The 13,803-nt window shown below is 32.2% G+C and carries 12 protein-coding genes and 1 pseudogene; 4 read left to right on the plus strand and 9 right to left on the minus strand.

The genetic code is table 11. From position 1 onward, the window contains the following. Positions 1-3 precede the first annotated feature (3 nt). The gene (leuS, locus tag KKQ79_RS09405) at positions 4-2,817 is read right to left on the minus strand and encodes a leucine--tRNA ligase (RefSeq protein WP_213189888.1); all 2,814 of its coding nucleotides are present in this window, start codon (positions 2,815-2,817) and stop codon (positions 4-6) included. 246 nt (positions 2,818-3,063) lie between these two features. Between leuS and KKQ79_RS09410 the strand changes: the two are divergent. Further along, positions 3,064-3,270: pseudogene (locus tag KKQ79_RS09410) on the plus strand (glycosyltransferase family 2 protein); the annotation flags it as partial. Here KKQ79_RS09410 and KKQ79_RS09415 read toward each other — a convergent pair. From KKQ79_RS09415 to KKQ79_RS09445, 7 genes are all read right to left on the minus strand, one after another. Beyond that, the gene (locus KKQ79_RS09415; protein ID WP_213189889.1) at positions 3,263-3,952 is read right to left on the minus strand and encodes a carbonic anhydrase; all 690 of its coding nucleotides are present in this window, start codon (positions 3,950-3,952) and stop codon (positions 3,263-3,265) included. The pseudogene KKQ79_RS09410 and the gene KKQ79_RS09415 sit on opposite strands and share 8 nt — an antisense overlap. Before the next feature lie 76 nt (positions 3,953-4,028). Beyond that, on the minus strand, positions 4,029-5,255 hold the full coding sequence (locus KKQ79_RS09420) for a 3-deoxy-D-manno-octulosonic acid transferase (protein ID WP_213189891.1): 1,227 nt from the start codon (positions 5,253-5,255) through the stop codon (positions 4,029-4,031). A gap of 15 nt (positions 5,256-5,270) precedes the next feature. Further along, the gene (locus tag KKQ79_RS09425) at positions 5,271-5,735 is read right to left on the minus strand and encodes a DUF1648 domain-containing protein (RefSeq protein WP_069797894.1); all 465 of its coding nucleotides are present in this window, start codon (positions 5,733-5,735) and stop codon (positions 5,271-5,273) included. A 56-nt stretch (positions 5,736-5,791) separates the two neighbouring features. Next, the gene (locus KKQ79_RS09430) at positions 5,792-6,496 is read right to left on the minus strand and encodes a C40 family peptidase (protein ID WP_213189892.1); all 705 of its coding nucleotides are present in this window, start codon (positions 6,494-6,496) and stop codon (positions 5,792-5,794) included. A 39-nt stretch (positions 6,497-6,535) separates the two neighbouring features. Continuing rightward, complete coding sequence (locus KKQ79_RS09435) at positions 6,536-6,919, minus strand: GxxExxY protein (RefSeq protein ID WP_213189893.1); 384 nt, start codon at positions 6,917-6,919, stop codon at positions 6,536-6,538. 543 nt (positions 6,920-7,462) lie between these two features. Beyond that, positions 7,463-8,107: an O-methyltransferase gene (locus tag KKQ79_RS09440; protein ID WP_213189895.1), complete on the minus strand. Its 645-nt coding sequence runs from the start codon at positions 8,105-8,107 to the stop codon at positions 7,463-7,465. Positions 8,108-8,222: 115 nt separating this feature from the next. Then, positions 8,223-9,059, minus strand: coding sequence for an OmpA/MotB family protein (locus tag KKQ79_RS09445; protein ID WP_069797888.1), 837 nt, complete (start codon positions 9,057-9,059; stop codon positions 8,223-8,225). Between the two features lie 88 nt (positions 9,060-9,147). On the opposite strand from KKQ79_RS09445, the gene tilS reads away from it, so the two are divergent. Then, a complete protein-coding gene (gene tilS / locus KKQ79_RS09450) occupies positions 9,148-10,098 on the plus strand; it encodes a tRNA lysidine(34) synthetase TilS (RefSeq protein ID WP_213189898.1) in 951 nt (316 codons plus the stop codon). Between the two features lie 108 nt (positions 10,099-10,206). After that, positions 10,207-12,255, plus strand: coding sequence for a protein-disulfide reductase DsbD family protein (locus tag KKQ79_RS09455; protein WP_213189899.1), 2,049 nt, complete (start codon positions 10,207-10,209; stop codon positions 12,253-12,255). Positions 12,256-12,340: 85 nt separating this feature from the next. Here KKQ79_RS09455 and KKQ79_RS09460 read toward each other — a convergent pair whose 3' ends face one another. Continuing rightward, positions 12,341-12,727: a rhodanese-like domain-containing protein gene (locus KKQ79_RS09460; protein ID WP_213189900.1), complete on the minus strand. Its 387-nt coding sequence runs from the start codon at positions 12,725-12,727 to the stop codon at positions 12,341-12,343. 112 nt (positions 12,728-12,839) lie between these two features. On the opposite strand from KKQ79_RS09460, the gene KKQ79_RS09465 reads away from it, so the two are divergent. Next, positions 12,840-13,766 carry a YeiH family protein gene (locus tag KKQ79_RS09465; protein ID WP_213189902.1) on the plus strand — a complete coding sequence of 309 codons (927 nt, stop codon included), beginning with the start codon at positions 12,840-12,842 and terminating at the stop codon, positions 13,764-13,766. The last annotated feature ends 37 nt before the right edge of the window (positions 13,767-13,803 follow it).

A 13,803-nucleotide genomic window follows, 5' to 3' on the forward strand; every position in this document is an offset into this window, starting at 1 on the left:
TCCTTAAAAAACGATATTGATAATCTTCTTTGGCACAATAATTATTTTTTTAGGAGTTGCACCCGCTAAAATTTCCTGAACCTTTTCATTACTCATCGCTATTTCTTCAATTTGTTTAGCATCTAAATCCGCTGCTAAAGCCAAGGTAAACTTCATTTTACCATTGAAACTTACCGGATAATTAATCTCATCTTCTACCAAATAAGCTTCATTTAATTCTGGCAATTTTTCGAATTCTATTGATGTATTTTTACCTAATTTTTCCCATAATTCTTCGCAAATATGTGGCGCATAAGGCGAAACAATAACCGCTAAAGGTTCTAAAATTGCTCTTTTATTGCATTTCATTTTTTGCAACTCGTTTACAGCAATCATAAACTGAGAAACCGATGTATTGAATGAGAAATTCTGAATATCAAACGTAAATTTCTTAATCAAAGTATGCAGTACTTTTAATTCTGCTTTGGTTGGTTCCTCATCTGAAACTGAGAAGTTATCTCCATCAAAATAAAGGTTATAGAATTTCTTCAAAAATCCGTATACACCGCTTAAACCTTGTGTATTCCAAGGTTTTGATTGTTCTAAAGGTCCAAGGAACATTTCATACAAACGCAAACAATCTGCACCATATTCCTCTGCAATATCATCTGGATTTACAACGTTGTATTTCGATTTTGACATTTTTTCTACTTCACGTTCGGTGATGTATTTTCCGTCTTCTAAAATAAATTCTGCATCTTTAAATTCCGCTCTCCAATTTTTAAAAGCTTCAATGTCTAATTCGTCCGAAGTTCCCTTTAATAAAGAGATATCAACGTGAATTTTTTGTGTTATATAATCATTAATAAGACTTTTAGAAACAAATTGGTTTGTTCCAACCGCTCTATAAACAAACGCACTCATCCCCAAAATCATTCCTTGATTAATCAATTTTTGGAAAGGTTCATCTTGGTTAATGTAACCTCTGTCTTTCAAAAACATATTCCAAAATCTAGAATACAATAAGTGACCAGTTGCGTGTTCGCTTCCGCCAATGTATAAATCTACTTGTCCCCAATAATCTGATAAATCTTTTGCACAAAATTCTCCATCATTTTTCGGATCCATATATCTCAAGAAATACCAAGAACTTCCTGCCCAACCTGGCATTGTAGAAAGTTCCATCGGGAAAACGGTTTTTTCATCAATTAAATCTACAGAAACTACTTTTTGATTCGCTTCGTCCCAAGCGAAATTTTTAGCGTTTCCTAATGGCGGATCACCATCTTCAGTTGGCAAATATTTCTCTACTTCTGGCAATTCTAAAGGCAATGCAGAAACTGGCAAAGTATATGGCATTCCTTCTTTATAATACACAGGAACGGGTTCTCCCCAATATCTTTGACGAGAGAAAATCGCATCACGCTGTCTGTAATTGGTAGTTCCGTGACCGATTCCCATTTTTTCGATTTCTGAAATAATTTTTGCTTTTGCGTCGTTATAATTCAGTCCGTTCAAAAATTCAGAATTTACACAAACTGAATCTTTAGAATCATAAGATTCTTCTTGAATATCTTTATCATTTTCGATGACATTAATGATTTCTAACCCAAATTTTTTAGCAAAACGATGGTCGCGCTCATCATGCGCAGGAACCGCCATTACAGCACCCGTTCCATAACCCATCAAAACGTAATCTGAAATATAAATTGGGATATTTTTCCCTGTAAAAGGATTGATGGCAAAACTTCCTGTGAAAGCTCCAGAAACGTTTTTCACGTCTGCCATTCTATCACGTTCCGTTTTTTTAGAAGTTTCTTCGATATAGTTTTCAACTTCAGATTTTTGCTCTGCCGTTGTTAATGTTGAAACCAAAGGATTTTCTGGTGCTAAAACCATAAAAGTTGCTCCAAAAATAGTATCAGGACGAGTAGTGAAAACTTCAATTTGCTCATCTATTCCAGAAACATTGAATTTTACTGCAGCTCCTTGAGATTTTCCAATCCAATATTCTTGAGAATCCTTCAAAGGTTGTGGCCAATCTAGTTTTTGTAAACCTTGCAACAATCTTTCAGAATAAGCAGTAATTCTCATACTCCACTGCATCATTTTTTTCTGAAAAACAGGATAACCACCACGTTCAGATTTTCCGTCTTTTACCTCATCATTAGCTAGAACCGTTCCCAAAGCTGGACACCAGTTTACAGTAGTTTCGGCTCTGTAAGCTAATCTGTAATTGAGTAAAATATCTTGTTTTTCGTTTTCATCAGCAGCATTCCATTCTTCTGCGGTGAAGTTTAATTCATCATTCTGAACTGCATTTAAATTTTCAGTCCCGAATTTTGAAAAATGTTCTACCAAAGTTTCGATAGATTCTGCTTTATCAGAAGTTTTATTGTACCAAGAATGAAACAATTCTATAAAAATCCATTGCGTCCATTTATAATATGAAGCATCAGAAGTTCTTACTTCTCTGCTCCAATCGAAAGAGAAGCCAATTTTACGCAATTGCTCTTCGTATCTGGTAATATTTTGCTCTGTAGTAATCGCAGGATGTTGCCCAGTTTGAATCGCATATTGTTCTGCTGGCAAACCGAAAGAATCATAACCAATAGGATGCAAAACGTTAAAACCTTGATGTCTCTTGAACCTTGCATAAATATCCGAGGCAATATAACCCAGAGGATGACCTACGTGTAAACCTGCTCCAGAAGGATACGGAAACATATCTAGAACGTAGAATTTAGGTTTTGTAGAATTATTTTCAGTTTTATAAGTTTGGTTTTCTTCCCAAAACTTCTGCCATTTTTGCTCTATCTGCTTGTGATCGTAAAACACGCTGTAATATTTTAAAGTATTGTTAAACTTGATTTCTAAGAATTTACAAATTTATGATTTTTAAAAGAAAAATCCCTATCGTTATGAATAAGGATTATAAAATATCTCGTTTACAAATTAATTAATCTTAATATTGATCACTTTTACAATATACATTTTCTCCGCCAATTTCTTTTTCCCCCTTTTACAATGAGTTTTTGAGCGGTGAAAGAAACTACTTCTACTTTTTTCACAGCTCCATCTTAAAAAATCCCTTACGGAAAGCCTCTTAAAAAAACTTTGGCTAAATACAGAATGCGAGAAGGAAGTGTTTCCCGAAATAAAACCAATATCATGAAAGACCAATATTTGGTTTACAAAGAACACATGAATTTTTCCACGCTCAAGTCTTTGTATTATACCGCCAATTGGGCTTTCAATGGATTTAAGAAATATTCTAAATTTTTTAATTAAGAAAATCTACTTTGCCGTCACTAAGATGGTAATAACCACCAATTACTTTCAGTTCTCCTTTATCAATTAAATCTTTCAATTCTTGATTTTGAAGAATTTTCCGAATTTGTTGGTCTACGTTATAATGAATTGCGTCATCTAATTTTTCAGACTTTCCTACGAAAGGCTCCACTCCTCTTCTGAGCGTTTCAATAAGATTAGAAATTTCTTTGGGTTCTTTTCCTTCACTGTGTTGAGAAATCGCAGCAGTTATTCCGCCACATTTTTCGTGACCTACTACAATAATTAATTTAGTGTGTAAATGATTCACCGCATACTCCAGACTTCCCATCGTCATATCATCATCTAATGAATTCCCTGCAGTTCTTATCACAAACAAGTCGCCAATTCCTCGATCAAAAACCAATTCTACAGGCACTCTAGAATCAGAACAACTCACAACAGTCGCGATAGGATGTTGCCCAGAAACTTCTTCCTTCATTCTGGCTTCATCTAAATGCGGAAAAGCATTTTTGTGATGTACAAAATGTTCATTTCCAGTTTTTAAAACTTCTAAAATTTTATTTGGATTAAGATTTTCTTGGATATGGGTTTCTTTTTGAGAAATTTGGTTAGAAGTACAACCCGTAAAACTCCACATTGCGCCTACCAACATTAAAACGCCTACAATTACTTTCTTCATGATAATTTTTTGCAAAATTATGAAGATTATAAATCGCTTCGAGATGATTGTTATCAGGTATTATGCTCAGAATAAATTATGCTAAAATTTTCTCTAGAATAATCTCAGAAGAATTCGGTTGAGAATGAACGAAATTTCCTGCGTTTTCACTCATTTCTTGTAACAGATTTGAATTTTTTGACAATTCAAGGACAAAATCAACTGCCAATTCTTCATTATCGAAAGATTTACCTCCATTTTGTGCAATTAAAGCATCTGCTTCTGGATTTTTCTTGTATTGATTTCCAAAAATTACAGGAACACCGAAAGTTGCCGCTTCTAAAATATTGTGCAAACCTTTATCGTGAAAACCACCACCCACAATTGCAATATCTGAATAAGAATAGAGTTTGGAAAGCAAACCGATACAGTCGATTATGAGTATGTTGGTATTTGGTAATTGGTAATTAGACTTTAATTCTGAATACAAAATTGCGCTTGGAAAAATTTGTTTGAGATTTTGAACTCTTTTCAAATCGTGTGGAGCAATGAGAATTTTAAAATTTTCTAATTTTTGAGAAAGAATTTGAGCCATTTTTTCTTCGGCTTCCCAAGAACTTCCGAAAACCAACAGTTTCTTATCTGCTTTAAATTCAGAAATAAATTCTACAAAATTATCTCGGTTTTTAATTTGTTTCACTCTATCAAATCTGGTATCTCCAGAAACCGAACCTTTGGTTAAACCTACTTTTTGAGCCAAAGAAAGAGACTTTTCGGTTTGATGAAAAATCCAATCCACATTTTTTTTCAGTTCATTCACAAACCATTTTCCTTGTGGTTTAAAGTAAACTTGATTTTCATAAAACAATGCTGAAATCACAAAAACTTTGGTGTTTTGCTTCTTTAATTCTTCTAAAAGATGATACCAAAAATCATATTTTACGGTAAAGAAAATTTCAGGATTTACCGCTTTTACAAATTCTGAAATCGTAGATTTTTTATCAAAAGGGAGATAACACAAAATATCTTCTTTATTCTTTTTCTCCACGTTTTCATAGCCAGAAGGCGAGAAAAAAGTAATTAAAACTTTATGAGTCGGATATTTTTCTTTCAGTTTTTCTAAAACAGGCAAACCTTGTTCGTATTCTCCCAAACTTGCAGCGTGCATCCAAAGGACTTTGTCCTCATTTTTTATTTTAGATTTTACAATTTCCAAAGACTTTCTTCTACCTTCTAAACCGCGTTTAATTTTATCATTAAACCACGACAAAACCTTGAACGCTAATTCAAGATGAAAAATGGATATGTTGTAGATAAATTTCAATGTGAGAATGTAATTTTATTTTTTGTAATGATAATAGGTATTAAAACCAACAATAGAAACCAACATAACAATAATTATTGTAGGGACAAAAAAAGATAAACTTTCTTGAAATCCTTTAATAATTTTTATTTCTTCAAATAAAATTCTGGAAAACAAGAATAGAATAAAAACTAATAGTGCATTTACAAAAGTTCTTGCTAATTCGGGCTTTGCTTTTATTTTTGGAGATATATTTAGTAATTCTGAATCTGTATTTTTTGAGACATGATTGAGCAAAAGAAAAAGTAAACTCCCTATAATAGGCAAAGTCCAAATCATGCTTTTATTTCCATAAACATTTGGTTTTCCATCAAATCCATAATGTTGAGGAATTATTTCGGGAAGTTCAGAAAAATGAATTATTGTGAAAATCCATAAAAATAAAAACAATAGAACTTGAATAATTAACAGTAGTTTATTAATGTTTTTGTAGTTTATCATTTAATAAAAATTTTTTTTTAAAACTTAGTCATTATTTCACAACTTCCAATTTTTAATTAAATCATTGTTTTCACAAACCTCAATTTGTGCGTGTGCTTATTTTGTTCTGCATTATAAATTCCAGAAAAATCTAAAGAATCTATTCTCACTTTTCCGCTTGCATGAATGATTTCAAAAGGTGACAATACCAAACCTACATGAACAATTTTTCCTTCTGCATCTTCAAAAAACGCTAAATCTCCTGCTTCGCTTTCTTCTACAAAATCACGAGCTGTTCCTTGTAAAGCCTGTTGTTCTGGGTCTCTCGGTAAAGCAATTCCGTGAACTTTGTATAATAACTGCACAAATCCGCTATCATCTATTCCAAAAAAGCTTCTTCCTCCCCATAAAAAAGGGACATTCAAGAATTTTTTGGCAGTTGCTACTAAACTTTCTCGCAGGTTATTTGTATCAATAGTATTTTCTGTTGCAAAACCGACTTCACTTCCTATGGAAAGCAAACTTTTACCTTCTGGCAAATTAAATTCACCAAAAGACTGCTTAATCACATTTTTAGAAATTTCAGCATTTTGTTTTTTCAAAACTGAAGTATTTATCCAACCTTCATAGCCATCAAAATCCATTTTGATTTTACTGAAATTCCCTTCCGTTTCTAAAATTTCACAGGTTTCACCATATAAAATCTGAGAAATCATTTCAGATTTTTCTGAAACTTCGGCTCTCATCGGTGAAACAGATACGCTGCAGTAGTATTTTTCCATAACTCTTATCTCTCGCTGATTTTGCTGATTGGGCAGATTCTAATCTTCAAATTTATTGACAATTCTTTTAATAGAATTTAAAATCTTATCAGTATTAAAATTCACTAAAATTCCCAGTTTCTTATTCGAAAGTTTTAAATAAGTTGAAACTTGCTTATAGTGTACATCTTCTAATTCTTTTACAGATTTTAATTCAATGATAACCAAATCTTCTACTAAAATATCAATTCTAAAGTTACAATCAAAAACTATATCATTATATACAATTGGAATAGGAACTTCACATTTCACTTCTAAACCTAAATCTTCAAGCTCATATACTAGAACTTTTTGATAAGCAGATTCTAGTAAACCCGGACCTAATCCGTTATAAACATTAAATATTGCTTTTCTTATTAAATAAGAAATTTCATTTTCGGTCATAGTTTTTATTATATTAATTCGCTTTTTAAACTTATTTCTCGCTGATTTTGCTGATAAAGCAGATTTATTTCTACTACAACTATCAAAACCTGCCAAATCTACTGAATCTGCAAGAGTTTTTAATTTAACTCATAATGTGAAAACAGATTTATTTCTATTATAATTTTTAAATCAGCAAAATCTGTTCAATCTGCGAGAATTTCAATTTTTTCTCTCGCTGATTATACTGATAAAGCAGATTTATTTCTACTACGACTTTCAAAATCTGCTGAATCTGCAAGAGTTTTTAATTTAACTCATAATGTGAAAACAGATTTATTTCTATTATAATTTTTAAATCAGCAAAATCTGCTCAATCTGCGAGAATTTCAATTTTTTCTCTCGCTGATTTTGCTGATAAAGCAGATTTATTTCTACTACAACTTTCAAAACCTGCCAAATCCACTGAATCTGCAAGAGTTTTTAATTTAACTCATAATGTGAAAACAGATTTATTTCTATTATAATTTTTAAATCAGCAAAATCTGCTCAATCTGCGAGAGTTTATTTTTTACGAACTAAATGAATTCCGTCTCGCAAAGGTAAAATTACATTTTCAAAATCCGCATTTTCAGCAACCAATTTATTCACGAGTTTTATCTGTTCGGTTTGCTTATTTCCCTTTTCATCGAGCACTTTTCCGTACCAAAGTACATTATCAATCATCAAAACACTTCCTGATTTCATTCTGGGTTTTACCAATTGTAAATATTCAGGATAGTTTTCTTTGTCTGCATCAATGAAAATCAAATCAAAGGTTTCGCTAGAATTTTTCAAAAATTCTTTAGCATCTTGTAATTTAAAGTCTATTTGAGAAGCAAATTCACTTTGGGCAAAATATTTTTGAGGTAAATAAGCCAAATCTTCATTAACATCTAAAGTGGTTAATTTCCCGTCTTTCTGTAAACCTTCAGCCAAACAAAGCGCTGCATAACCTGTGAAAGTGCCAATTTCTAAAATATTTTTCGGAGAAATCATTTTTGAAATCAAAGAAAGCAATCTACCTTGAAGATATCCCGAAATCATGTGTGGTTGTGTAGTTTTCTGAAAAGTTTCTTTGCGCAATCTTTTCAAAATTTCTGGTTCTGCAGAAGCGGTATCTTCTAAATATCTATCCATTTCTGGATGCAATTCTTCGAAATAACTCATGGATTGATGTGATGATTTTTTACAAAATTACAGAATTTCTAATGATTTTTTGAAAATAAAAAACCTTCAAGGATTCTAAATCCTTGAAGGTTTGGTTCATTGCTAAAAAGCAAATTTATTTTTTTACTGGAGCGATGTCCATTAGTTTCATGAATTCATCTAGCTTAGGCATGATGATGATTTCTGTTCTACGGTTTTCTGCACGTCCAGAAACGGAAGCATTAGTCGTTTTAGGATTGTACTCACTTCTACCTCCCGCTGTAATTCTGTTAGGATTTACCCCAAATTGTGTTTGTAAAATTTTCGCAACAGAAGTAGCTCTAAGCGCTGATAAATCCCAGTTGTCTTTTGGTAAATTAGCACTTGCTAAAGGAACATTATCCGTATTTCCTTCGATAAGAACGCTGTAAGTATCATAATCATTAATCACTTTAGCCACTTTTCCTAGCACTTCTTGAGCAGCTGGTAAAATGTTGTAATCTCCTGTTTTGTAAAGCATTTTGTCAGAAAGTGAAATCATCACTACTCCTTTTAGAACTTTTACATCTACATCTGCATCTGCTACATTATCTAAACTTCTTTTTAATTTATTAGATAAAGCTAAATTTAAACTGTCATTTTTGGAATTGGTAGAAATCAAACGCTTAATGTAAGAGTTAGAAGCATTAATCTCTCCGATTAATTTATCAATATTAGCAGAACCTTTTCCTGCGTTAGACAAACAAGCGTCTAGTGAAGATTTAAGTGCACCATTTTGGTCTCTTAATAAATTGTTTTCACTGGTCAAACCTGCATTTGCTGCTTGTAAATCTTGAATTTGTCTTTGTCTCTCTCCTGCATTCTCAATACATTGTTTGTAATTAAGATTTAGCGCTTCGTATTGTTTTTTGCTTACACAAGAAGTAAGCGTAAGTGCGATTGCTCCAACAGCAAAAATTTTTAAAATTTTCATAAAGCTTTTATTTTTTTAAAATTATTGTTACCAAAATTACAAAAATCATTCCAAAAGAAGAATTATATTTGCCTAAAAAAAGGCAGTTTTGTTAGACTTTAACAATTTTAAGGAAAATTTAGAAGTTTTAGGAGAAGATATTTTTTCTAAAAAATTTCTTTTGGCTGTTTCGGGTGGTGCAGATTCTATGGTGCTTTCGCACTTGTTTAGATTTTTCGACTCCGCTCAAAATGACAAAGGTCTAGAGTTTCAAGTAGCTCATGTGAACTATCATTTCAGAGGAGAAGATTCTAATCTTGATCAAAAAATTGTTGAAGATTTTTGTAGAAAAAATAAAATCAAATTTCATCTAAAAGATGTTTCCGAAGAAGAAAAAACTCAAATGAAATCCCTTCAAAATTGGGCTAGAGAATTGAGGTATGATTTCTTTTTTAAAATTTTAGAGCAAGAAAATCTTGATTATATTGTTACGGCACACCATCTCAATGATGAGTTGGAAACCTTTTTCATCAATCTTTCTCGTGGTTCTGGAATTAAAGGATTAAGCGGAATTCCGAAAAACGAAAACAGCATTCTTCGTCCACTTCTGAAGTTCACCAAAGCAGAAATTTATGCTTTCGCAGAAGAAAACCACATCGATTTCAGAGAAGATAAATCCAATGAAAAAAACGATTATCTTAGAAATAAAATCCGAAATCAACTCACTCCAAAAATTGTAGAAATTTTTCCACAGTTTCTAGAACAATTCGGTGAAAGTTTGTCTTATTTAAGTTCAGTAAACGATTTTTATCAAAACGAAATCGAAAAGACCTTTCAAGAAATTTTAACAGAAGAAAATGAAGAAGGATTTACCTTGAACAAAGAAATTTTATTCCGAAAACCGAAAGTTCTCATCATTGAAATCATTAGAAAACTCGGTTTCACTGGAATTGAAATCGAAAAAATCATGAATGCTGAAAACGGTAAATTTTTCCGAAGCAACACTTATGAAATTTCTATCAAAAGAAAAGAAATCGTTTGCACCAAAAGAAAAAAATGAAATTTCACAAGAAATTGATAAAATTAATTCTTAAAATAAGTTAAATCAGACTGTTTATATCTTTTAAGACCTACAATTTTATATTTTTGTACCTCTAAAAATTAAATAATGAAGAAGTTTTTGCTTTTACTTTTTATCGCTGTTACATCATTGTTCTCTGCTCAAATTCAGAAACACGTCACGATAAAATACGATGTAAAATCACTCCCAAATAACGAATACGAAGCAGTAATTACGGCTAATATTGACAAAGGATGGCATATTTATTCTAAAGACATCGACCCAGAATCTGGAGCGATTCCCACAGAACTAAAACTAAATTCTAAAGACATTGAACTGATTGGAAAACCTGTAGAAACAGGCAGTAGAAAAACTGAATTTTCTGAAGCTTTCGGTACAGATTTAATTTTCTTGTCTGGAAATGTGACGATTAAGCAAAAATTTAAACTCAAAAATCCTGAAAAACCAACCAATGTAATCGCTGAGTTTACATATCAAACTTGTGATGACAGAGTTTGTCTAGCTCCTGAATCTTTAGAATTTGAAAAAACAATAGCTGGTTCAGCAGTTGTAAAAACTGAGGAAAACAAAGAAGCGGTACAAAATGTAGATTCTTTACAATCTGTAGCTGCAACTATTCCTGTAACAACTGAAAATACAGAAATCGCTCCTCAACAAGAAGGTTTAAAGGTTTCTTCATTGGATTTCGAAAATCCTTTAACAGACTGTGGCGTAGCTAAAGAGAAAAAATCTGAAAACTACCTTACTTATTTATTTTTAGGGTTTTTAGGAGGATTAATCGCTTTGTTAACGCCTTGCGTTTTCCCAATGATTCCTTTAACCGTTTCGTTTTTTACCAAAGGACAAAAAGACAAAGCAAAAGGAAAAAGAGACGCTTTCATTTACGGGTTTTTCATTCTATTAATCTTCGTTTTATTGAGCGTTCCGTTTCACATTATTGATGGAATTGCGGGAAACATTTTCAATCAAATTTCTACATCAGTTAGCTTAAATATTGCATTTTTCTTGATATTCTTATTCTTCGCAGGAAGTTTCTTCGGATATTATGATATTACATTGCCAAGTTCTATCGCCAATAAATCTTCAAAAGCAGAAGAAGCAGGAGGAATCATCGGGATTTTCTTTATGGCTTTAACCTTGGTCATTGTTTCATTTTCTTGTACTGGACCAATTTTAGGAAGTTTATTAGGAAGCGCTGTTACAGGTTCTGCAAACGTTCCGATGCTATTAACCTTCGCTTTAGCAGGATTTGGTTTAAGTTGGGCAATCGTTTTCGGATTATTGGCATTATTTCCGCAAGCGTTACAAAGTTTACCAAAATCTGGTGGCTGGATGAATACTGTAAAAGTAGTTCTAGGATTCGTAGAATTGGCTTTAGCATTGAAATTTTTATCAAAAGCAGATTTGGTTTCCAAAACATTCTTATTAAAACGTGAACTTTTTATCGCAATTTGGATTATCATCACCATCGGTTTAGTGCTTTATTTATTTGGAAAAATCAGATTTCCACACGATGATAAAAACCAAAAAATTTCTGTCACTCGAAAAATCTTTGGAGTTTTAGGAATTGGATTTTTAGTATATTTAGTTCAAGGATTAGTTCCTGCAGAAAGACCAAAATTACAGATGCTTTCAGGAATTTTGCCTCCAATTAATGTAAGCTATCTTCATGATGAAAAAGACGGAATTCTAGGAATGCATCCAGAACATGATTATTTCAAAGCGATAGCACTGGCGAAGAAAGAAAACAAGCCCGTTTTAATAGATTTCACAGGTTATGGTTGCGAAAACTGTAGAAAAATGGAAGAATTTGTGTGGAGCGAACCTGATATTTTACCGACTTTACAAAACGAAGTCATTCTCGCTTCTCTTTATGTAGACGACAAAGAAGAATTGCCAGAAGCTGAACAGACCAAAGTAGATTTAGGAAACGGACAAATGAAACGTATTAAAACCATTGGTGATAAATGGAGCATGTTCCAACAAGTGAATTTTAATAATAATTCTCAACCACATTACGTTTTGGTAACTCCAGAAGGAAAAGTGATTAACACTCCTGTTTCTGGTTATATGCCGAAAGAAGATTTCAAAAAATTCTTAGAATGTGGAATCGAGTTTTATAAAAAACAGAAATAAAATCATCATTTCATGGATAAAAAAGAAAGCTTTCAAAATTTTGAAAGCTTTTTTATTTTAGTCAAGAGAATATTAAAACGAATTTTTATTTTGCCAATTCTTCGTTTACCGTTTTGGTATTGATTCCGTTGGTTACATTTTTTATTCCATTATATTCTAGAATCGCTTTCGCTTGTCCGCTTCTGTTTCCTGTTCTACAAAAAACAATTACAGAAGGTTTTCCTTTGAATTCATTCAATCTACTTTCTACTTCATCAAGCGGAATATTCACGGCTCCTTTTACGCTTCCTTCTGCAAATTCTTGTGGCGTTCTTACATCTACCAAAAATGCTCCGTTTGCAACTTGTTCTTTAATCGAAACTTCTTTTTGGGCTTCAGTTTGAGCATTACTTTCTGCAGGTTTAGGAGAAGAACACTGTGTTCCTAAGATTACTAAAACTCCTAAGCTCAATATTGATATTAACTTTTTCATTTTTTTCTATTTTTTACAAAACTATTTCATTAGCGAGAGTTCTTATGTAACAAAAGTTACAATAGTAAATTTTGGTTTTGAATAATTTCGCAATCGATAATTCAGAAAGAACATGCTTCAAAAAAAATTACTTCTTCAACTCCTCTTTTTAGCACTCGCTGTATTATCTTTTTCACCACTTGTTTCTCCGCCAATTGCTTTATTATTCGGAATTCTTTTTGTGAATATATTCGGAAAAGTTCTCGAGACAGATACTTTTGTTAAAAAATTATTGCAGTATTCTATTATAGGATTAGGTTTCGGAATTAACCTGAATACCGCAATAGAAGCAGGAAGCCAAGGTTTTCTTTTTACTGTTTCTACGATTGCTTTGGTCATGATTTTCGGTTTATTATTAGCCAAAATTTTAAAAATTGACAAAACCATTGCTCAACTCATTTCTGCAGGAACCGCAATCTGTGGAGGAAGCGCCATCGCAGCAGTTGCACCTATTTTAAAAGCCAATAGCAAACAAACTTCTGTGGCTTTAGGAATTGTTTTTGTCTTGAATGCTGTTGCACTGTTTATTTTCCCAGAAATTGGGCATTTTTTTAATTTAAGTCAAAATCAATTTGGAATTTGGAGCGCTATCGCCATTCACGATACAAGTTCTGTAGTTGGCGCTGCAAGTAAATACGGTAACGAAGCTTTACAAATTGCCACTACCGTAAAATTAGCACGAGCTTTATGGATTATTCCGTTGGCTTTTCTTATTTCTATTTTCACCAAAAGTGAAGGGAAAATTAAGATTCCTTATTTCATTGGTTTCTTTGTTTTAGCGATTTTAGCAGGAACTTATCTTCCTTTTTTACAAAATTTCAATTCTATCATTTCTGAAATTTCCAGAGACACACTCAAGGTTGCTCTTTTCTTAATTGGAGCAGGATTATCTTTACAAAATCTCAAAAATATAGGTATTAAGCCTCTTCTTTTAGGAATTATTCTTTGGATTTTCATTTCTAGTATTTCACTTTACGCTGTTTTAGAATTTTTGAAGTAAGTATCGGTAGAATAAAAAGTTTGGTTTAAATTTGTAT

The sequence above is a fragment of the Cloacibacterium caeni genome (assembly GCF_907163125.1).
GTDB lineage: Bacteria > Bacteroidota > Bacteroidia > Flavobacteriales > Weeksellaceae > Cloacibacterium > Cloacibacterium caeni_B.